This is a genomic window from Nocardioides sp. QY071, from assembly GCF_029961765.1.
Lineage (GTDB): Bacteria > Actinomycetota > Actinomycetes > Propionibacteriales > Nocardioidaceae > Nocardioides.
This window is the reverse complement of sequence record NZ_CP124681.1, coordinates 4,807,321-4,825,521: the sequence shown is the minus strand read 5'-3', so window position 1 is coordinate 4,825,521 and position 18,201 is coordinate 4,807,321. Positions and strand designations below refer to the sequence as shown.

The window sequence follows — 18,201 nt, the reverse complement described above, 5'->3', positions numbered from 1 at the left end:
AGGCCGGCCGCCGGTCCGCGGCGTAGCGTCCCTCGCATGACCATGGAGGCGGAGCGCGCGGCGCTCGATGGAGACACCCGCGAGCTCACCATGCGGCGGTTCCGGCACAGCACCGTGCTGGGCGGCCGGAACCTGCCGCCGGTGCGGCCGGACCGGCTCCCGCCCGGGCCGCGCTGGCCGGCCTTCCTGCAGACCGTCGCGCTGATGAGGTTCCGCCACCAGTTCCACCCCTGGCTGCACCGGAAGTACGGCGACGCGTACACGGTCAACCTGATCCCCGGGAACCGACCGCTCGTGCTGTTCACCCGGCCCGAGGTCACCAAGGAGATCTTCGCCGCCGACCCTGAGGTCTTCCACGCGGGGAAGGGCAACGCGATCCTCGGCCCGATCATGGGTGAGCACTCCTTGCTGCTCCAGGACGGAGGCGAGCACCACCGCGCCCGCAAGCTGTTGATGCCGGCCTTCCTCGGCCACGCGCTGCGCGGCTACCGCGGCCTGGTCGCCGAGGTCGCCGCCGCCGAGGTCGACACCTGGAGCGAGGACGAGCCGTTCCGGGCCCTGGAGCGGATGAACTCGCTGACCCTCGAGGTCATCCTCCGCGTCGTCTTCGGCGTCACCGACGAGGCGCGGCTCGCGAAGCTGCGGCCGGCGGTCAACCACACCGTCGAGATCCACCCGGCGATCCTGCTCGGCTGGGCCTACCCGCGGCTGCAGAAGCTCGGCCCGTGGCGTCGTACGGTCGACAACCAGGTCGAGCTGGACCGGCTGATGTACGCCGAGATCCGCGAGCGCCGCGCGGCCCACGACCTCGACGAGCGGTCCGACGTGCTGTCCCGGCTGCTGGCGGCGGGGGACGCCGAAGAGGGCGGGCTGGACGACACCGAGCTGCGCGACCAGCTGGTGACGCTGCTGCTGGCCGGTCACGAGACCACCGCCTCCGCACTGTCGTGGGCGCTGGTCGAGGTCGGCCGCAGCCCCGACCTGCTCGCCCGCACCCAGCGGGCCGTCGACGAGGGCGACGACGCGTGGCTCGAGGCGGTCCTCAAGGAGTCGATGCGGCTGCACCCGATCATCCCGATGGTCGTGCGCACCCTGATGGCGCCCGCCACCGTCGGCGGCTGGGACCTGCCTGCCGGCACCACCGTGGGCCCCTCGATCATCATGAGCCACCAGCAGGAGTCGAACTTCGCGGACCCGGACGTGTTCCGGCCCGAGCGCTTCCTCGGCGACGACGTGCCCGCTCTGAACGTGTGGATCCCGTTCGGGGGCGGCGTACGTCGCTGCATCGGCGCGGGCTTCTCACTGATGGAGGGCGTCGAGGTGCTGCGCGAGGTGTTCCGCCGGTACGACGTCACCGCGGTCGGCACCGACGTGCCCAAGGTCCGCAACATCACCAGCGTGCCCCGGCGGGGCGCGCGGATCCGGGTCCGGGCGCGCTGACCCCGTCCTTGATCTCCACCGTCGCGGCGACGTCCTCGAACAGGTCGCAGTAGTCGGCGTACTCGGCGCGTCCGACGGACCCGGTCAGGGTGACGCCGACGCCGTCGTGCAGCCAGGCCCACTGGTCGCACAACACGTCGGCGTCGCCGATCCGGTGGGAGAACCGGGTGTAGGCGACCGGCTCGCCGTCGAGGTCGACCACGTCGGAGTCCTCGATCTCGAGCGCGTCGAGCTGGCTCGCGAGCGTCGACATCGCCTCGTGCCGCCAGTCGGTGAGCGACGACCCGCCGTCGACCGGCCCGGTGTGCAGGGCCAGCTCGGGCGTGAAGCCGGACGGGGCGGCGGCCGGCGCCTGCGCGACCAGCGAGACGCCCGGGGCGGGGTCGTCGAAGGTCGCCCAGCGACGCGGGACGGCGAGCGAGACGGCAGGGGTGTGGTGCACGGTTCCACCTCCGGTGGGCGCGATGTCGGGACAGGACGAGGGATGGTCGGGCGGCCACGCGGGGTCGCCGGGTGGCCAGTCGATGGGCAGCGGGGCGGTCGGGTCGACGGTGGGCGGTGCGGCGGTCGTCGGGTACGCCGCGACGAGCGGGTTGCGCCGGATCGAGGGGTCGACGACGTCGACCGCGGCGCGCAGGTCCTCCTCCGCGTGCGCGAGCACCACCCACGCCGCGGCGACGATCGGCACGAGGGTGCGGAAGGTGCGCCGCTGCTCGCGGTTCGGACCGGGTGGGAGCCGCACGGCGCCACCGTCGACCACGAGGTCGTGGCCGCGGGCGGTGCGTCGTACGCGACGCATCACCGTCTGCACCCCGGCCAGGCGGTCGGCATACCGACGCAGGGCGAGGGCGAGCCCGTCGACGCCGGGCCGGAACCCGGCGAGCTCGCCGCCGAGGGCGGCGCAGGCCTGGCGGAAGTCGTCGGCACCGTCGCCGGCGAAGTCGTCGGCGGGGAACCGGGCGTGCTGGCGGACGAGATGGTCGGCGCCGGCCAGCGCGTGGCCGAGCCGTCGCAGCGCCCGGGCGGCCTCGGTGCAGGACTCCGGCGCGCCCGGCACCCGGGTCAGGAGCTCCACAGCGGCCACCCCAGCTCGAGCAGGTGCTCACCGACGAGGGTGTCGGTGTCCCCGGCGGTGCGGGCGACGTACCTCAGGCCGTCGGCGTTGGCCGTGAACGCCGCCTCGACCTCGCTCGTGTTGTCGGTGCAGGCGGTCAGCGCGAGCCGGACCGACGTCGTGAGCGCGCCGGCGTCGGGCGCGACGACGGCGGTACGACGCGCGCACAGCTCACCCGCGTCGTCCTCGAGGCGACGGGCCGCCCGGCGCAGCGCGGCGGGGTCGACGGTGTAGGTCATGCCGGCAGCCTCGGCGCCGCGCGGCTGTGGACAAACGTGGGTGGTCCGGGCCTGTGGACAGGAGCGTGTCGGAGGTAGCGCCTAGCGTCGTTCCATGGCCATCGCACGCAATCCCCAGTTCGTCATCGACTGCCCCGACCCGCGGGTCCTCGCCGACTTCTACGCCGCGCTCCTCGGCTGGGAGTCCAACGTGGAGGACGACGGCTCGTGGGGCGCGGTCTGGTCCGGCGACCGCTCGATCCAGCTGCAGCGGGTCGACGACTACCGCGCTCCCGACTGGCCGGGTCAGGACGTTCCGCAGCAGGTGCACCTCGACGTCGACGTCGACGAACTCGACGTGGCCGAGACGGCGACCCTCGCGCTCGGCGCGACCAAGCACCCGCACCAGCCCGGCACGAGCTTCCGGGTGTTCCTCGACCCGGCCGGCCACCCGTTCTGCCTGTGCAAGGTGGCCGGGTGACGTGACGCTCAGCGGGCGAACGACTCCCTTACCTCGTCCTCCGTGATGCCGTAGTCCGCGAGGTCGTACTGGTGCGCGGGGCGGCGGGGGCCGCTGCGCGACTCCTCGTCGAGCCTGCGGACGGCGTCCTGTGCAGCCTGGCTCCAGGTGAGGCCGAAGGCGTCGTAGATCGCGCCGACGGTGCCGACCGGGTCCTGCACGAAGCCGCGGTAGTCGACGTCGAAGAACTGGCGCTCGTCGGCCTTCTCGCGCGCCTGCCAGAACGCGTCCCACTGCCGGGTGAGGTGCCCGAGCTGGTCACGGCCGAGGGTCTCGCCGACGAAGGTCGTCGAGTGGCCGTCGGTCGCCTCGGCGGACAGCGAGCACGCGGAGGCGACCGAGGTGACCGGGTCGCGCTGGGTCATCACGACCAGCGCGTCGGGGTAGACCTCGAGCAGTGCGTCGAGCGCGATCAGGTGCGAGGGGTTCTTGAGCACCCAGCGCCGGTCCCGGTCGTTGAGCCCGATCAGCTGCAGGTTCTGGCGGTGGCGCTCGTAGGCGTCGGTCCACGACTGGGTCGCCAGCCAGCGGGAGTACGCCGGCACGTGGGCCAGCGACTCGAAGCCGAGCGACTTTCCGGTCTGGCGCAGCACGCGCCAGCACTCCTCGGGCTCGGTGGCGTCGGAGTAGTGGATGCCCATGAACTCCGGGTTGGTGATGTGGTGCTCGCGGAACGCCGCCTGCATCGCGTTGAAGATCGGGTCGTCCTCCCACGTCTCCCGCGGCGGGCGGGGCTGGGGGAACTCGGTCAGCCACATCTCGAGGCCCTGGTTCGCCGGGTCCGCGCAGAGCAGCCGGCTCAGGGCCGTCGTACCGGTCCGGGGGAGGCCGAGCACGAAGATCGGCCGCTCGATGGCGACCTCCGCGTGCTGGGGGAACTCGGTGAACCGCGCCTGGGTGAGCAGGCGGGCCACGAGGGAGCTCTTGACCTGCGAGCGCATGAAGTAGTTGCCGACCCCGGTCAGGCCCGCCTCGGCGGACCCCAGGTCCTCGACCAGCACCCGGAACGCCTCCTCGTGCCCGGGCGCGTCGGCGAAGCCGAAGTCGGTGAGGCCGGTGGTGCGGGTCGCGGCGTCGCAGATGTCCTCGAACGTGCCGACGTCCGCGCGCTGGCGGGGCTCAGGCATGGAATTCCCCGCAGTCGACGTTGAGCATCTGGCCGGTGACGGCCGAGGCCAGGTCGGAGGCGAGGAAGAGGGCGGCGCGGGCGACCTCGTCGGGGGTGGCGAGCCGCTTCAGGTCGGTGGGCGCCGCCTTCTCGGCGTACACGTCCTCGTGGGTGCGACCCGACTCCTGCGCGATCCAGTCGAAGTAGGCCTTGTTGACGTCCTCGTAGATGTACGACGGCGCCACGCTGTTGACCCGGATGCCACGCGGGCCGAGCTCGGTGGCCAGCGACTGGGCGAGGTGCTCGAGGGTGCCCTTCGACAGCTTGTAGCCGGAATACTCCGGCTGGCTGCTGTAGATCACGCACGAGTTGACCATGATCACCGAGCCGCCGGTCTTGTCCTCGGCTGGATCATCGGAACGGGCGAGGGCGTCGGCGAACAACGAGGTCAACCGCAGCGGCGCGAAGACGTTGGTCTCGTTGGCGCTGCGCAGGCCGTCGAGGTCCAGGGTGCTGATCGGGTCCATCGGCGGGATGCCGAAGGCGTTGTTGATCAGGCAGTCGACCTTGCCGAACTCGTCGAGCGCCGCCTCGACCAGTGCCTTGCGCTGGTCCTCGTCGGTGATGTCGGTCGGTACGACGAGCGCGCGGCGACCGTGGGAGCGGACGGTCTCCGCCATCTTCTCCAGGCGCTTGGGGGTCCGGCTCGCGAGCACCAGGTCGGCGCCCATCTTCGCGGCCTCCTCGCCGAGCGAGCGACCCAGGCCCGGCCCGACGCCGGAGAGCACGATGACCTTGTCCGTCAGGAGATCCACCATGGCGGACACACTAGAACGTGTTTCAGTTTTGCGGAAGGGCTCATTTCGCGCACGGCCCCGGGGTACGCGGAATAGCCGCGCGGTGACGCCGTTGGAACGGAGGTGAGCACTCCCCGGATCGACCTCAACGACCAGACCACCATCCCGCAGTTCGGCCTCGGCGTGTGGCAGGTGCCGCTGGCCGACACCGAGCGCGTCGTGTCCGACGCCCTCGAGCTCGGCTACCGCCACGTCGACACCGCCCAGATGTACGGCAACGAGGAGGGCGTCGGCGCCGCGATCGCCGCCTCCGGTCTCGCCCGCGAAGACCTGTACGTCACGACCAAGCTCAACAACAACCGTCACGAGCCCGGCGCCGCCAAGGACTCGCTGAAGGTCTCCCTCGACAAGCTCGGCCTCGAGAAGGTCGACCTCTTCCTGATCCACTGGCCACTGCCGACCCGGTACGACGGAGACTTCGTCTCCACCTGGGAGGCGCTGCTGGAGCTCCGCGAGGCCGGCCTGACCACCTCGGTCGGTGTCTCCAACTTCCAGCCCGACCACCTCGACCGGATCGTCGCGGCCACCGGGGTCGTGCCGGCCGTCAACCAGGTCGAGGCGCACCCCTACTTCGCCAACGACGCGGTCCGTGCCGCGACCACCGGCCACGGCGCGCACGTCCAGGCCTGGTCCCCGCTCGGGCAGGGCGGCGGCGAGCTGACCGACCCCGCCGTGACCGCGCTCGCCGAGCGCCACGGCAAGACGCCCGCGCAGGTACTCCTGCGCTGGGCGCTCGACCGCGGCGACATCGTGTTCCCGAAGTCGCTCAACAAGGCACGCCTGGCCGAGAACTTCGAGGTCTTCGACTTCGCGCTCACCGACGACGAGGTCGCCGCGCTCGCCGCCCTCGACAAGGGCGAGGCCGGCCGTCAGGGCCCGAACCCGGACGTCTTCGACTGGATCCCCGCCTGACCCTCGCCGGGCCCCGGGACGTCGTACCCGGCGTCCGGGTCGCAGGTCGGCACCGATCGCGACCCGAACGCCGGGTGGGACGAGGGGATCGTCAGGAGATCATCCGTCGCGCCACCGCCCGCTGCCGCGCGGCGATCCGCTCGCCGTACTCCTCGCCGGACAACCCGACCAGCCCGGGAAGGTGCTTGGCCACCTCGGTGACCGGCACGATCTCGACCGCCGGCCCGTCCTCGGCCGAGAGCGCACGGGTGAGCTGCTGCCAGCGCAGCATGATCGGGCCGGTGCGGTGACCGGTGGTCTCGAGCCAGTTGGCGATCGGGGCGCCGTCGGGGCCGGGCGGGCGCTCGGAGATCACGAACCGCATCACGCCGTCTGGGTCCGACGATGCCTGGGCCTTGGTGAGCGAGGTCTGGTGCGTCTCGTAGTCGGTCGAGGCGTACCAGTCCGAGCCGACCTGGATCGCCTGGTAGGTGCAGTCGTCGCAGCGCGGGACCGACACGATCATCGCCTCGTCCTCGGCCAGCTCGTAGTGACCGATCGAGGAGAACTGCGACGACAGGCCGCCGGGGGTGGAGGCGGGGACGGTCAGGGTGTTGACCGGCTCCTTGTACTGGAAGAAGTGAGGGAAGGCGAACCAGGTCTGGATCGAGCTGGTCAGCGACCGCGCGGCCACCTCGTACTTCTTGCGCAGCGTCGCCTCGCTCAGCGGCCGGCGCGCCTGCCCGATGGTGTCGACCCGCTCGATGGTGAGCGTGCCGCGGACCTCGGTGTCCCAGTCGTTGAAGACCTCGCGGACGATCAGCGTCTTCGCGCCCGGCTCGGCGACATAGGTGAACTCGAACGACCCGTCCTCGGCGACGTCGAGCTCGCGGTCGTCGAAGGCCATCAGCGAGGTGGCGGCCGAGTCGGCGCTGTAGCTGCCGCCCATCACCTGGAAGGACAGGTCGGCCGACGTGCCGCGCCGACCGCGTACGACGTAGGAGACCCCCTCGCGCAGGTAGGCGTTGAAGTAGACCGCGTCCGGGTTGTCGAGGCCCTGTCGCGAGAACTGGTGGGTCGGGTTGATGAAGACCGGCTGCTCGAGGTCGTAGTCGAACGCGGTCTGCATCGCCATCCGGATCCGGCCGGCCAGGTAGTCGTAGCCCTCGAGCCGGTCGGCCTCGGTCCTGATGAACGGCGCGTTCGCGATCAGCTCCTCGGCCTCGGCGATCGCCGCCTGCAGGGGAGCGGTCAGCCCGAGCGCGGCGGACGAGCCCGTCATCAGGCGTTCGCCTTCGCGATGATGTTCTCGGCGTACTGCTCGAGGTGCTTGATCTTGGTCTCGAGGGGCTCGGTGTCGGGGCCCTTGATGTAGGGCACCCGGAAGCCGACGATGCAGTCGGTGACGCCCTTGTCCTCGAGGCGCTTGATGCCGTCGAGCGTGTAGGCGTCGTACGAGATCACGTGCACCTCGAAGTCGTCGCGGGTGTCGCCCTCCTCCGCGCGGATCTCCGCGAGCCGGGTGAGCAGCCGATCGAGCTCCTCGCCGTCGCCCCCCGCGTGCATCCATCCGTCGCCCTTGCGTACGGCGCGGCGCAGGGCCGCGTCCGAGTGGCCGCCGACGAGCAGCGGGATCCTCTCGGTCGGGGCGGGGCACTGCTGGAGCGGCTCGATGTCGAAGAACTCGCCCTGGTAGCCGAAGAAGGTCGGCTCGTCGCCGGGCTGGGTGAGGCCGCGCAGGATGTCCATGCACTCGTCCATCCGCTTGCCGCGCCTCTCCCACGGGACGCCGAGCGCGGCGAAGTCCTCGGGCCACGGGGACAGGCCGACGCCGAGGCCGAGGCGGTTCTTCGACAGGAAGGCCAGCGACGAGGCCTGCTTGGCCACCAGCACCGGCGGGCGGATCGGGAGCTTGAGCACGAACGGCGTCAGCCGGAGCTTCTCGGTCACCGCGAACAGGGTCGCGCACAGGATGAAGGTCTCGATGAACTCCTTGCCGAGCAGGAACTCGCGGTCCCCGGTGTCGGTGTAGGGGTACTTCGAGTCCGACTCCTGCGGGTAGATCAGGCTGTCCGCGATGGTCATCGACGTGTAGCCGGCGGCCTCGCAGGCCTGAGCGAGCGGGGCGTAGTAGTCGGCCTGGGTCATGCCCTCGGCGAAGGAGAAGCGCATCGGATTCCGTCCGGTCAGTGAGGAGTTCGCGAGGAACGAGCGAACGTCTCGAACTGTAGAACGCGTTCTAGATTTCTGCCAGAGTGAGTCCCATGGCAACCACCAAGCCGAAGCCCGACGGCCTCGACAAGCCGATCGTCGCCAAGATCATCAAGTACGGCGCCAAGGCGAACGTTGCCATCTACCGGCTCACCAACGGCCGGGTCGGTGCGACCTGGCGGATCGGCGCCGGCTGGAAGAAGCCGGTCCCGGTGCTCCTGCTCGACCACGTTGGCCGCAGGAGCGGCGCCCGGTTCACCACGCCACTGCTGTACCTCGCCGACGGCGCGGACCTGGTGATCGTCGCCTCCCAGGGCGGACTGCCGAAGAACCCGCAGTGGCTGCACAACCTGGTGGCGAGCCCCGACACCACCGTCGCCGTGCCCGGTGAGCGCAGCCGGGCCGTGCGCGCCCGGGTCGCCGGGCCCGAGGAGCGCGCCGCGCTGTGGCCGCGCCTGGTCGACCTGTACGCCGACTTCGACAACTACCAGGCCTGGACCGACCGGGAGATCCCGGTCGTCGTCCTCGAGCCCCGCTGAGACAACCGAGGAGAACGACAGACGTGGACGTCCAGCAGCTGATCGACCGCGCCGAGATCGCCGACGCGATCACCCGCTACACCCTCGCCGTCGACGAGGGCGACTTCGACCGGCTCGACACGGTCTTCACCCCCGACGCGCAGATCGACTACACCGAGAGCGGCGGCGTCGCCGACGCCTTCCCGGTGGTCAAGGCGTGGCTCGCCGAGGCGCTGCCGGGCTTCTCGACGCACCGGATCCACATGCTCGGCCAGATCTCCTACCAGTTCGCCGACGACGGCGACGAGGCCGCCGTCGCGGCGTACTTCCACAACCCGATGCGCATCGGTGACGGCAAGGGCGGGGAACGGGTGGTCGAGGTCGGCGGTCTCTACCGCCACACCTTCGTCCGTACGGCGGACGGCTGGCGCTCACGCCGCCTGCACGAGCAGGTCGTCTGGACGCGCGGTTTCTGATTTCTTCGGCCCGTCTGGACAATGGGCGGGTGAGCGACCAGCAGCAGCCTCCTGCCGAACGTCCCGTGGTCAACGGGGTGGTGGCGCTGGTGGCGGTCGCCCTGGGCGTCGGCCTGGTCCTGGCCCTGGTCGCCCTCGTCGGCACCAAGGTGCTCGGACTCGGCGGTGACAACGGTGACTCCTCCGCGCGCTCCACGGTGCACCAGTCGATGTACCTGCCCACGCCGGTGGAGACCGACGAGGCCACGGGCCCGCTGGTCACCCTGCACACCCAGGACACCGACGAGCCCGCGGCGGGCGACAGCGGCGCCCAGGTCCCCGAGGACGAGCCGACCACCGAGCTGACCAGTGAGACCCCGGCCGCCGGCCAGATCTCGCTGCAGGCCCTCGCGACCACCGTCGCCAGCGGCGAGCGGATCTACTTCAGCGGCGTCTACCCCGGCGGCGAGGGCGCGATCCTGTTCGTCCAGCGCTTCGAGAACGGCGACTGGGCCGACTTCCCGGCCAGCGTCGGCGTCACCAACGGCACCTTCTCCAGCTACATCTTCACCGGCGTCAGCGGCGTCAACCGGTTCCGCGTGGTCGACCGCGACAGCGGCACCGTCAGCAACGAGATCAGCGTCACCGTCGGCTGAGCCTGTTCGCCGGTTCACCGGACTTGTAACTACGTGTTACGTCACGAATTCGGGTGCAATAACGCCCGGGTGGGTGTCATGGCGCCGAGGTAGTTGCCGGCGGGCGGTGCGCACGTGCCTCCGGTCGTCCGTGTCCCTCTGGAAGGCCAATCGTTGAGGTGCGCCACGCCCGGAGGTCGACTACCCGGGTGTTACGACAACTACCCGGGCGCACGTGCCACGAATTCCGTGCTGTAACACGTAGTTACAAGCGTCGGGACGCGACGAGCCCTGTCTGTCCCCACGGGGGCTGGAGTGACCCCGGAAAAGATGTTCGACCGGGCGGGAACAACCCCCGGTACCCCGCCGTTGGAGCCTATGTCAGACTTGAGTCCATCCGGCTCAACTAACTTGAATCCACATCTGCACGCACAAGGAGAAGCACACATGGCACGAGCGGTCGGCATCGACCTCGGTACGACGAACAGCGTCGTCGCGGTCCTCGAGGGCGGCGAGCCCACGGTCATCGCCAACGCGGAGGGAGCACGGACCACGCCGTCCGTCGTCGCCTTCGCGAAGAGCGGTGAGGTGCTCGTCGGTGAGGTCGCGAAGCGCCAGGCGGTCACCAACGTGGACCGCACCATCCGGTCGGTCAAGCGCCACATGGGCACCGACTGGACCCAGCACATCGGCGACCCGGTGGACAAGGACTTCACGCCGCAGCAGATCTCGGCGTTCATCCTGCAGAAGCTCAAGCGCGACGCCGAGGCCTACCTCGGCGAGACCGTCACCAACGCGGTGATCACGGTCCCGGCGTACTTCTCCGACGCGCAGCGCCAGGCCACCAAGGAGGCCGGCGAGATCGCGGGCCTCAAGGTCGACCGCATCGTCAACGAGCCCACCGCGGCCGCGCTGGCGTACGGCCTCGACAAGGGTGACGACCAGACGATCCTCGTCTACGACCTCGGTGGCGGCACGTTCGACGTGTCCCTGCTCGAGATCGGTGAGGGCGTCGTCGAGGTCAAGGCCACCAGCGGCGACAACCACCTCGGTGGCGACGACTGGGACAACGCGATCGTCGAGTGGATGGTCAAGAAGTTCAAGGACGCCAACGGCGTCGACCTGTCCGCCGACAAGATCGCCGCGCAGCGCCTCCAGGAGGCCGCGGAGAAGGCGAAGATCGAGCTGTCCTCCTCGAGCGACACCACGATCCACCTGCCCTACATCACCCACGGGGAGAACGGCCCGCTGCACTTCGAGGAGCGGCTCACCCGCTCGGAGTTCCAGCGGCTGACGGCCGACCTGCTCGAGCGCACCAAGGCGCCGTTCCAGAACGTCCTCAAGGACGGCGGCGTCGAGCTCTCCGCGATCGACCACGTGGTCCTCGTCGGCGGCTCGACCCGCATGCCCGCGGTCACCGAGCTGGTCAAGGAGATGCTCGGCGGCAAGGAGCCCAACAAGGGCGTCAACCCGGACGAGGTCGTCGCCGTCGGCGCCGCCCTGCAGGCCGGTGTCCTCGCCGGTGAGGTCAAGGACGTCCTGCTCCTCGACGTCACCCCGCTGAGCCTCGGCATCGAGACCAAGGGCGGCGTCTTCACCACCCTCATCGAGCGGAACACCACCATCCCGACCAAGCGGTCCGAGATCTTCACGACCGCCGACGACAACCAGCCGTCGGTCGAGATCAAGGTCGCCCAGGGCGAGCGCGCGATCTGGTCGCAGAACCAGGGCCTCGGCAACTTCGAGCTGACCGGCCTCCCGCCGGCCCCGCGCGGCGTGCCGAAGATCGAGGTCACCTTCGACATCGACGCCAACGGCATCGTCCACGTCTCCGCCAAGGACCAGGCGTCCGGTCGTGAGCAGTCGATGACGATCTCCGGTGGCAGCGCGCTGTCCAAGGACGACATCGACCGCATGGTCAAGGAGGCCGAGCAGTACGCCGAGGAGGACGCCAAGCGTCGCGAGGCCGTCGAGGTCCGCAACCAGGGCGAGCAGCTCGTCTACACGACCGAGAAGTTCCTGGCCGACAACGGCGACAAGATCCCCGACGACGTCAAGGCCGAGGTGACCACCGACGTCGAGGCGCTCAAGGGCGTCCTCGAGAACGCCGAGTCCAGCTCCGAGGACCTGACCGCCGCCATCTCCAAGCTGGGTGAGTCCAGCCAGAAGATGGGTGCCGCGATGTACGCCGCCGCCGAGGCCGACTCCGCCGCCGCGGGCGGCACCACCGGCGCGACCGGTGAGTCGGACGACGACGTCGTCGAGGCCGAGATCGTCGACGAGGACACCGAGGGCGACACCAAGTGACCGAGGAGAACCTCAACCCGGAGGAGGGGGAGTCGCGTCCGGAGGTCGAGGAGGTTGCGCAGCAACCGTCTCGAGACCCGGCTCCCTCGCCCGAGGGCGACGAGCCCGAGGTGGCCGGGGCGGCCGAGAGCCCCGAAGCGCCCGGGGTCGAGGCCGGGGCCGGGGCCGGGGCCGACGAGCTGACCGTCACGAAGATGGAGCTCGAGGAGCGGACCCTCGACCTGCAGCGCCTGCAGGCGGAGTTCCTCAACTACAAGCGCCGCGTCGAGCGCGACCGCGAGCTGCTGCGCGAGAACGCGACGTACGCCGCGCTCACGCCCATCATCGACGTACTCGACACCATCGACCGGGCCCGTGAGCACGAGCCGCTCGAGGGTGGCTTCAAGGCCACGGCCGAGCAGCTCGAGCGCGTGGTCGCCGGGCTGGGCCTGGTGAAGTTCGGCGAGGTCGGCGACGCGTTCGACCCCACCGTCCACGAGGCCCTCTCGCACATCGGCACCGACGCCGAGGTCGAGGTGACCACCTGCAAGGTGATCGCGAAGGCCGGCTACAAGATCGGTGACCGGGTGGTCCGCGCAGCGCAGGTGCTGGTGGTCGACCCCGCTTGATGACAGACACGACAGCAACGACGAGGAGGGAGGTGTGCGATGAGTGACGACGGGATCCGGTCCGACTGGGCGACCAAGGACTTCTACAAGGAGCTCGGGGTCGCGAAGACCGCGTCGCAGGACGAGATCAAGAAGGCCTACCGCAAGCTCGCGCGCGCCAACCACCCCGACTCGCACCCCGACGACACCGTCAAGCACGACAAGTTCAAGGCGGTGGCCGAGGCGTACGACGTCATCGGTGACGCCGACAAGCGCAAGAAGTACGACCAGGCCCGCGAGATGTTCGGCCGCGGTGGTTTCCCCGCCGGGGCCGGCTTCGGCGGCGGTGCCGGCGGCTTCGGTGGTGGCTTCGGCGGCAGCGTCAACGTGGAGGACCTGCTCCGCGACCGTGCGGGTGGTGGCGGTGGTGGCTTCGGCGACCTGTTCGGCGACCTGTTCGGTGGCGGCGGCCGGACCCGGTCGCGCGCGCCGCGGGCCACCCGCGGTGCCGACCTGGAGACGGCCGCGACCATCGGCTTCACCGAGGCGCTCGAGGGCGCCACGGTGTCGCTGCGGGTCAGCTCCGACGGTGCCTGCGCGACCTGTCACGGCACGGGCGGCAAGCCCGGCACGCAGCCGCACGTCTGCTCGACGTGCGACGGCGCCGGTGTCGTCACGGCCTCGGTCGGCGGCGGGTTCTCGATGAACGAGACCTGCCCGACGTGCGGCGGACGCCAGCTCGTCTACGACGACCCGTGCCCCACCTGTCACGGTACCGGCCAGGGCCGGGCCACCCGGACCATCCAGGCCAAGATCCCCGCCGGGGTCAAGGACGGCCAGCGGATCCGGCTGCGCGGCAAGGGCGGCGCGGGCGAGAACGGCGGCCCTGCCGGCGACCTCTACGTCACCGTCAAGGTCACCGGTCACCGGGTGTTCGGTCGCAAGGGCGAGCACCTCACCGTCGACGTACCCGTGTCGTTCACCGAGCTCGCCCTCGGCGCGGAGATCAAGATCCCCACGCTCGGCGGCAGCCCGGTGACCCTCAAGGTCCCCGCCGGCACCCCCAACGGGCGCACCTTCCGGGTGCGCGGCAAGGGGGCCGCCAAGGCCGACGGCACGCGGGGCGACCTGCTGGCCACGGTCGAGGTCCAGGTGCCGAGCAACCTCGGTGCCGAGGCCAAGGAGGCGCTGGAGGCGTACGCCGCCGCGACCGACGACTCCGGGCTGCGGTCCGGGCTGTTCCAGGACGCGAGCTGATGGCCGCCCGACCGCCGCAGGGCCCTCCGGGTGAGGAGGAGGCCGTCTACGTCATCAGCGTGGCGGCCCAGCTCAGCGGCCTGCACCCGCAGACGCTGCGGACCTACGAGCGCGTCGGGCTGATCACGCCCGGCCGCACGGGGGGCGGCGGTCGGCGGTACTCCTACCGCGACATCGAGCGGCTGCGCGAGATCGCGCAGCTCACCGCTTCCGGCATCGGCATCGAGGGCGTCAAGCGGATCCTCGACCTCGAGGTCGCCGTCACCGCCCTGCGCGCCCGCAACGCCGAGCTGGTCGCCGAGCTCGAGGCGACCCGCGAGGCACTGCGCCAGGCGGCGGCCGCGCGACCCGTCGTACCTCGCAGCAACCTGCCCGCTCTCCCCGCCTCCGCCGTCGGCCAGTCCGTCGTCGTGTGGCGTCGCAATCCCTGACCCGGCTCCAACTGCCCCGGGATTCACGCCGACCCGGCGTGAAGTGGCTCCTGATTTCCGCTGACCCGGCAGAAAGTGGTCTCGCTCGTCCGTCGACCCGGCAGAAAGTGTCTCCGGATCTCTCGATCCGGCTGCACCTTCTGCCGGGTCGGCGCATTTCTCGAGTCACTTCGCGCCGGGTCGGCATAAATCAGGTGCAACTTCGCGCCGGGTCGGCGGAATGCAGGTGCCACTTCGCGCCGGGTCAGCGGGGGAAGGTGCCTTGCCTGGCCTCCGACCAGCAGGAGCGGTCGTCGATGCCGTCGGGCGTGGCGTTGAGCGTGCCGTTGGCGTTGAAGCCGGTGTCGTCCTTGAACGCCAGCACCTGGATCTTGAGGTTGGGCAGCGTGATGTTGCCGCTCACCTGGGCCTGCCACAGCTGCCCGTAGACACCGGTGAGCGCGCCGCGGGTGGCGTCGATGCCGGTGTAGCCCTGGCCGTTGACGTGTCCGCCGTTGCCGGTGGCGCCATAGACCTGCGGTCCGGTGCCGGGCCCGAAGAAGCCGCCGTCGTACGTCGACGGGACACCGAAGGGGTTGGCGACGTACGGCGCCGCGCCCGGTGCCGTGGTCAGGTCGGTGCTGGCCTGACCGATCTGGGTGCTGCCCTGCAGGTTGATGCCGGTGCCGCGCAGGGTGGTGACGTCGAAGCCGGCGTCGGCCGCGCCGATCTCCAGCGCGGAGGTGCCGTCGCCGGAGGTCAGCTTGAGGGTGTACTTGAGCGGCCCGACCGACTCGGTCTTCGAGACGCACAGCCCGTCCATGCCGGCCCGGGCGAAGCCTGCGCGCAGCAGGTTCTTCCAGGTGCCGTTGCCCAGCCGCACCGGCGCCATCCCGAAGGCCGCGTCGTCGGCGGTGATCCGCGACGACGAGAAGGTCGCCTCGCCGCCCTGGATGACGACGGTCGCGTCGAAGCCGAGCACCTGCTGCCAGGTCAGCGTCGCCAGCGCGCCGAGGGTCGCCAGCGCGGCGCCGGCCGCACCCGCCGCCCGGCCCCACCGGGTCCCGTTCCTCGTCTCCGGCATCAACCCACCGAGATCGTCGTGTTGGGCAGCTGGATCGAGTTGAGCGGGTTGCCGGAGCCGTCGACCGGGACCTGCGTGTAGGGGTCGCTCGGGTTCTGCCGGTGCGTGACCAGGTAGTAGAAGTCCAGGTTCACGCCGAGCAGCGTGTAGTTGGAGCCGCCGCCGAGCCACTGCGCGAGGTCGCCGGCGAAGTCCTCGGCGCTCAGCTCACAGGTGCCGCCGATGCCGAGGAAGCCGCCGCGCGCCGTACCTCCGACCAGGCCGCAGGCCAGGTGGGTGGCGGTCGGCAGCTGCGCGATCGGCACTGTGAACGAGCTGCTCGCCGTCGCCAGCACCTCGGTCCACACCCCGGCGCCGCCGATGGTGATCGCCTGGTCGGGGTCGATGGTGAGGCGGTACGGCGCCGCGGGCTTCGGCTGCGGCGCGTCCCCGCTGTCGGCGTACAGCTGGATGTCGGTGGTGCCGCTCGCGGGGCAGGCGCCGACGGGCGTGTTGTCGTCGGTGCAGAACTGCAGCCCGCTGAACGCGACCTGGTAGAGGTCCGTGCGCGAGCCCGCCGCCGCGTAGTAGACGGTGTTGGGGAACTTCCGGCCGTACGCCGTGCGGATCTGCCCGATCCCGGCGTCGGGGCTGGAGGTCGCGACGTTCCCGGACTGCAGGTGCCAGCGCACGCCGGCCAGGCACGGGTACATCCGCCCGGTCGCGTTGAAGTCGCCGGCGCCGTTGTCGAGCTGGACGTCCTGGCGGCGCTGCTGCGGGTTGCTGCTGCCTGGCTGGTCGCACGCGAACGGCTGGTAGGCGCTGCTCTGCGCCTGGCCGAGCGCCCGGTCCCCGGCACGGGGGAGCAGCACGCATGCCGCTGCCAGCGCCAGCACCGCACCCAGCACCAGCGACCGCTGTCGGGCGAGCGACAGCGTTCCCCGCACCGGCCTCACGAGGCGGGGACGGCCCGGCGCCGGCCGCCGCGCGCCCGCCGCGGCGCCTTCTCGCCCCAGGCCCACACCATCGAGCCGCCGAGGATGCCGAGCACCGAGCCGACGAGGTAGCCGCCGAGGTTGGCGGCGACGAACGCCGCCAGCGCCAGCCCGACCGCGAGCAGGCCCACGAGTCCCCGGTAGTGCGGGGCGAACCATGCCACCAGCCCGAACAGCACCAGCCCACCGCCGAGGATGTAGCCGGCCGAGTAGCTCCACCCGCCGCTCACCGCCAGCAGGAACGAGAAGAACATCGCACGGATGATCCAGGCCCCGGCGAGGATGCACCACAGCCCGCCCCAGAACGGACGGGTACGCCGGAACCCGCGCAACGCCCTACGCGCGGCGCCGAGCCGGCGCCGTACCTGCGTCGTCGGGGCGCTCATCAGCCGGCCGCCTGGGTAGGGCAGTCGGCCTGCGTCTTGTGGCCGGGCACGACCTTGATCTTGAGGTTCGGCAAGGTGATCGCTCCTTGCAGGTTGATGCCGTAGGTGTCGCCGCCGAGGCCGCCGACGTTGAGGCGGTCCACGGTGAGGCCGAAGTCGCCGGCGTCGGGCGGGGTCTGCCCGCCGGGCCAGGCGATGCCTGCGGTGTCGTCGACGGTGTCGGCGCTCTGGCCGAGGTTCATGCCGCTGATCAGGTTGCCGAAGCCGCTGAGCGAGCGGGAGTTCACGAACAGGTTGCTGGCGGTGATGTGGTTGCCGCCGGTCAGTAGGCCGTTGCCGTCGAAGGTCAGTGCGTTGCCGGCGCCGTCGGTGGTGGTGTTGCTGCCGTTGGCGAACGAGCTCTTCACCGGCACCCCGGCGAGGATCATCAGCGAGACCTCCCCGACGACGGGCACGGTCTCGTAGGCGATCGCGCAGAGGCCGGCCAGCTTCGCGGAGCGGATGCCGAGCTCGGCGACGCCGTTGTCCTGGCCCGACGAGGTGTCGTTGGTGGCCAGGAAGCCGGCGGCCTGCGCGCCTTGCAGGTAGTTCGAGTAGAGCTTGAACTCCTGGTTGGCGGTCGTGAAGTTCACCGCGAGCACGTTGCTGCTCACCAGCTGGAACATGGCCACGAGCGCGACCAGCCCGCCGGCGAGCGGCACCAGCGCCCGCCGGCGGGTGCCGAGTCGTACGTCGGTCATCGGGCCGCCCGCCGGGCAGCGCGTCTCTCGGCGCGCGCCGCGTCCTTCGCGGCGAACCGGTCGAGCTGCTTCTCCGAGAACGGCGTCCACGAGAAGACCAGCCCGGCGCCGGTGATGCCGAGGACCATGCCGACCAGCCAGCCGCCGAGGTTGGCCAGCGGCAGCGAGGCGACGGCGAGCATCATCGCGACGAGCGCGGGGAAGTGACGCTGCGCGGGCAGCACCACGGCGATGCCGGCTGCGGCGGCCATGCCGCCGGCCAGCAGCAGCGGCGTGATGCTGCGGATGCCGACGGTCGTGTAGAAGGCGAAGGTGCCGCCGAGCAGCGGCCGGGCGATGAAGTACGCGCCGAGGGCGAGGATGACGGCGCCCCAGAACGGGCGGGTACGGCGGAAGCGGGCGAAGCCCTGCCACAGGGCGGCCGGCCGCGAGGTGCGGACCGCGGTCGCCGGGGTGGGGACGGTGGTGTCAGTCATGCGAGATCCCAAC

21 protein-coding genes are annotated in these 18,201 nt (G+C 71.0%); 10 read left to right on the top strand and 11 right to left on the bottom strand.

From position 1 onward, the window contains the following. Nucleotides 1–36: 36 nt before the first annotated feature. Nucleotides 37–1,440, top strand: coding sequence for a cytochrome P450 (locus QI633_RS23285; RefSeq protein WP_260805762.1), 1,404 nt, complete (start codon nt 37–39; stop codon nt 1,438–1,440). On the opposite strand, the gene QI633_RS23280 is transcribed toward QI633_RS23285, so the two are convergent. Both QI633_RS23280 and QI633_RS23275 read right to left on the bottom strand, forming a co-directional pair. Then, nucleotides 1,391–2,515 carry a hypothetical protein gene (locus QI633_RS23280; protein ID WP_282427211.1) on the bottom strand — a complete coding sequence of 375 codons (1,125 nt, stop codon included), beginning with the start codon at nt 2,513–2,515 and terminating at the stop codon, nt 1,391–1,393. The two genes, QI633_RS23285 and QI633_RS23280, sit on opposite strands and share 50 nt — an antisense overlap. Beyond that, on the bottom strand, nt 2,503–2,793 hold the full coding sequence (locus QI633_RS23275) for a hypothetical protein (protein WP_282427210.1): 291 nt from the start codon (nt 2,791–2,793) through the stop codon (nt 2,503–2,505). Before QI633_RS23275 ends, QI633_RS23280 begins: the two co-directional genes overlap by 13 nt. Nucleotides 2,794–2,887: 94 nt before the next feature. Here QI633_RS23275 and QI633_RS23270 point away from each other — a divergent pair, with 94 nt between their 5' ends. Further along, nucleotides 2,888–3,253 carry a VOC family protein gene (locus tag QI633_RS23270; RefSeq protein WP_141797148.1) on the top strand — a complete coding sequence of 122 codons (366 nt, stop codon included), beginning with the start codon at nt 2,888–2,890 and terminating at the stop codon, nt 3,251–3,253. A gap of 8 nt (nt 3,254–3,261) precedes the next feature. On the opposite strand, the gene QI633_RS23265 is transcribed toward QI633_RS23270, so the two are convergent. Next, on the bottom strand, nt 3,262–4,419 hold the full coding sequence (locus QI633_RS23265) for a sulfotransferase (RefSeq protein WP_282427209.1): 1,158 nt from the start codon (nt 4,417–4,419) through the stop codon (nt 3,262–3,264). After that, nucleotides 4,412–5,218: an SDR family oxidoreductase gene (locus tag QI633_RS23260; protein ID WP_174245182.1), complete on the bottom strand. Its 807-nt coding sequence runs from the start codon at nt 5,216–5,218 to the stop codon at nt 4,412–4,414. Before QI633_RS23260 ends, QI633_RS23265 begins: the two co-directional genes overlap by 8 nt. A 102-nt stretch (nt 5,219–5,320) precedes the next feature. Here QI633_RS23260 and QI633_RS23255 point away from each other — a divergent pair, with 102 nt between their 5' ends. Next, nucleotides 5,321–6,169 (top strand): aldo/keto reductase, encoded by an 849-nt coding sequence (locus QI633_RS23255; RefSeq protein WP_141797151.1) that lies wholly within the window; start codon nt 5,321–5,323, stop codon nt 6,167–6,169. A 91-nt stretch (nt 6,170–6,260) separates the two neighbouring features. Here QI633_RS23255 and QI633_RS23250 read toward each other — a convergent pair whose 3' ends face one another. Both QI633_RS23250 and QI633_RS23245 read right to left on the bottom strand, forming a co-directional pair. Beyond that, nucleotides 6,261–7,430, bottom strand: a complete 1,170-nt coding sequence (locus QI633_RS23250) for a hypothetical protein (protein WP_282427208.1) — start codon at nt 7,428–7,430, stop codon at nt 6,261–6,263. Further along, on the bottom strand, nt 7,430–8,320 hold the full coding sequence (locus QI633_RS23245; RefSeq protein ID WP_141797153.1) for a TIGR03619 family F420-dependent LLM class oxidoreductase: 891 nt from the start codon (nt 8,318–8,320) through the stop codon (nt 7,430–7,432). The genes QI633_RS23250 and QI633_RS23245 overlap by 1 nt, the downstream gene beginning before the upstream one ends. Before the next feature lie 92 nt (nt 8,321–8,412). Between QI633_RS23245 and QI633_RS23240 the strand changes: the two genes are divergently transcribed. The 7 genes from QI633_RS23240 to QI633_RS23210 all read left to right on the top strand — a co-directional run bounded on the left by QI633_RS23240 (nt 8,413) and on the right by QI633_RS23210 (nt 14,549). After that, the gene (locus tag QI633_RS23240; RefSeq protein ID WP_141797154.1) at nt 8,413–8,898 is read left to right on the top strand and encodes a nitroreductase family deazaflavin-dependent oxidoreductase; all 486 of its coding nucleotides are present in this window, start codon (nt 8,413–8,415) and stop codon (nt 8,896–8,898) included. A gap of 23 nt (nt 8,899–8,921) precedes the next feature. Further along, nucleotides 8,922–9,353, top strand: coding sequence for a nuclear transport factor 2 family protein (locus QI633_RS23235; protein WP_282427207.1), 432 nt, complete (start codon nt 8,922–8,924; stop codon nt 9,351–9,353). A 29-nt stretch (nt 9,354–9,382) separates the two neighbouring features. Continuing rightward, nucleotides 9,383–9,988, top strand: coding sequence for a hypothetical protein (locus tag QI633_RS23230; RefSeq protein WP_141797156.1), 606 nt, complete (start codon nt 9,383–9,385; stop codon nt 9,986–9,988). Between the two features lie 426 nt (nt 9,989–10,414). Next, nucleotides 10,415–12,274, top strand: coding sequence for a molecular chaperone DnaK (gene dnaK, locus QI633_RS23225; protein WP_141797157.1), 1,860 nt, complete (start codon nt 10,415–10,417; stop codon nt 12,272–12,274). Beyond that, nucleotides 12,271–12,882: a nucleotide exchange factor GrpE gene (gene grpE, locus QI633_RS23220; RefSeq protein WP_141797158.1), complete on the top strand. Its 612-nt coding sequence runs from the start codon at nt 12,271–12,273 to the stop codon at nt 12,880–12,882. Before dnaK ends, grpE begins: the two co-directional genes overlap by 4 nt. Nucleotides 12,883–12,921: 39 nt before the next feature. Continuing rightward, nucleotides 12,922–14,118: a molecular chaperone DnaJ gene (gene dnaJ, locus QI633_RS23215; protein WP_141797159.1), complete on the top strand. Its 1,197-nt coding sequence runs from the start codon at nt 12,922–12,924 to the stop codon at nt 14,116–14,118. Then, nucleotides 14,118–14,549 (top strand): MerR family transcriptional regulator, encoded by a 432-nt coding sequence (locus tag QI633_RS23210; RefSeq protein ID WP_141797160.1) that lies wholly within the window; start codon nt 14,118–14,120, stop codon nt 14,547–14,549. Before dnaJ ends, QI633_RS23210 begins: the two co-directional genes overlap by 1 nt. Nucleotides 14,550–14,793: 244 nt before the next feature. On the opposite strand, the gene QI633_RS23205 is transcribed toward QI633_RS23210, so the two are convergent. Genes QI633_RS23205 through QI633_RS23185 form a run of 5 tightly spaced genes read right to left on the bottom strand, consistent with a single transcriptional unit; the run spans nt 14,794 to nt 18,188 of the window. Next, the gene (locus QI633_RS23205) at nt 14,794–15,612 is read right to left on the bottom strand and encodes a DUF6230 family protein (protein ID WP_141797161.1); all 819 of its coding nucleotides are present in this window, start codon (nt 15,610–15,612) and stop codon (nt 14,794–14,796) included. After that, complete coding sequence (locus QI633_RS23200) at nt 15,612–16,538, bottom strand: hypothetical protein (RefSeq protein ID WP_282427206.1); 927 nt, start codon at nt 16,536–16,538, stop codon at nt 15,612–15,614. The genes QI633_RS23205 and QI633_RS23200 overlap by 1 nt, the downstream gene beginning before the upstream one ends. A 5-nt stretch (nt 16,539–16,543) precedes the next feature. Then, complete coding sequence (locus QI633_RS23195; RefSeq protein WP_282427205.1) at nt 16,544–16,972, bottom strand: DUF6114 domain-containing protein; 429 nt, start codon at nt 16,970–16,972, stop codon at nt 16,544–16,546. Next, nucleotides 16,972–17,712: a DUF6230 family protein gene (locus QI633_RS23190; RefSeq protein ID WP_141797164.1), complete on the bottom strand. Its 741-nt coding sequence runs from the start codon at nt 17,710–17,712 to the stop codon at nt 16,972–16,974. The genes QI633_RS23195 and QI633_RS23190 overlap by 1 nt, the downstream gene beginning before the upstream one ends. Next, on the bottom strand, nt 17,709–18,188 hold the full coding sequence (locus QI633_RS23185; protein WP_282427204.1) for a DUF6114 domain-containing protein: 480 nt from the start codon (nt 18,186–18,188) through the stop codon (nt 17,709–17,711). The genes QI633_RS23190 and QI633_RS23185 overlap by 4 nt, the downstream gene beginning before the upstream one ends. Between the last annotated feature and the right edge of the window lie 13 nt (nt 18,189–18,201).

Bases quoted from the DNA above. Each gene is read 5' to 3' on its own strand.
- dnaJ (WP_141797159.1), top strand. From the start codon at position 12,922: ATGAGTGACGACGGGATCCGGTCCGACTGGGCGACCAAGGACTTCTAC.
- QI633_RS23245 (WP_141797153.1), bottom strand. From the start codon at position 8,320: ATGCGCTTCTCCTTCGCCGAGGGCATGACCCAGGCCGACTACTACGCC.
- dnaK (WP_141797157.1), top strand. From the start codon at position 10,415: ATGGCACGAGCGGTCGGCATCGACCTCGGTACGACGAACAGCGTCGTC.
- QI633_RS23190 (WP_141797164.1), bottom strand. From the start codon at position 17,712: ATGACCGACGTACGACTCGGCACCCGCCGGCGGGCGCTGGTGCCGCTC.
- QI633_RS23265 (WP_282427209.1), bottom strand. From the start codon at position 4,419: ATGCCTGAGCCCCGCCAGCGCGCGGACGTCGGCACGTTCGAGGACATC.
- QI633_RS23275 (WP_282427210.1), bottom strand. From the start codon at position 2,793: ATGACCTACACCGTCGACCCCGCCGCGCTGCGCCGGGCGGCCCGTCGC.
- QI633_RS23210 (WP_141797160.1), top strand. From the start codon at position 14,118: ATGGCCGCCCGACCGCCGCAGGGCCCTCCGGGTGAGGAGGAGGCCGTC.
- QI633_RS23285 (WP_260805762.1), top strand. From the start codon at position 37: ATGACCATGGAGGCGGAGCGCGCGGCGCTCGATGGAGACACCCGCGAG.
- QI633_RS23195 (WP_282427205.1), bottom strand. From the start codon at position 16,972: ATGAGCGCCCCGACGACGCAGGTACGGCGCCGGCTCGGCGCCGCGCGT.
- QI633_RS23270 (WP_141797148.1), top strand. From the start codon at position 2,888: ATGGCCATCGCACGCAATCCCCAGTTCGTCATCGACTGCCCCGACCCG.
- QI633_RS23185 (WP_282427204.1), bottom strand. From the start codon at position 18,188: ATGACTGACACCACCGTCCCCACCCCGGCGACCGCGGTCCGCACCTCG.
- QI633_RS23205 (WP_141797161.1), bottom strand. From the start codon at position 15,612: ATGCCGGAGACGAGGAACGGGACCCGGTGGGGCCGGGCGGCGGGTGCG.
- QI633_RS23260 (WP_174245182.1), bottom strand. From the start codon at position 5,218: ATGGTGGATCTCCTGACGGACAAGGTCATCGTGCTCTCCGGCGTCGGG.
- QI633_RS23240 (WP_141797154.1), top strand. From the start codon at position 8,413: ATGGCAACCACCAAGCCGAAGCCCGACGGCCTCGACAAGCCGATCGTC.
- QI633_RS23250 (WP_282427208.1), bottom strand. From the start codon at position 7,430: ATGACGGGCTCGTCCGCCGCGCTCGGGCTGACCGCTCCCCTGCAGGCG.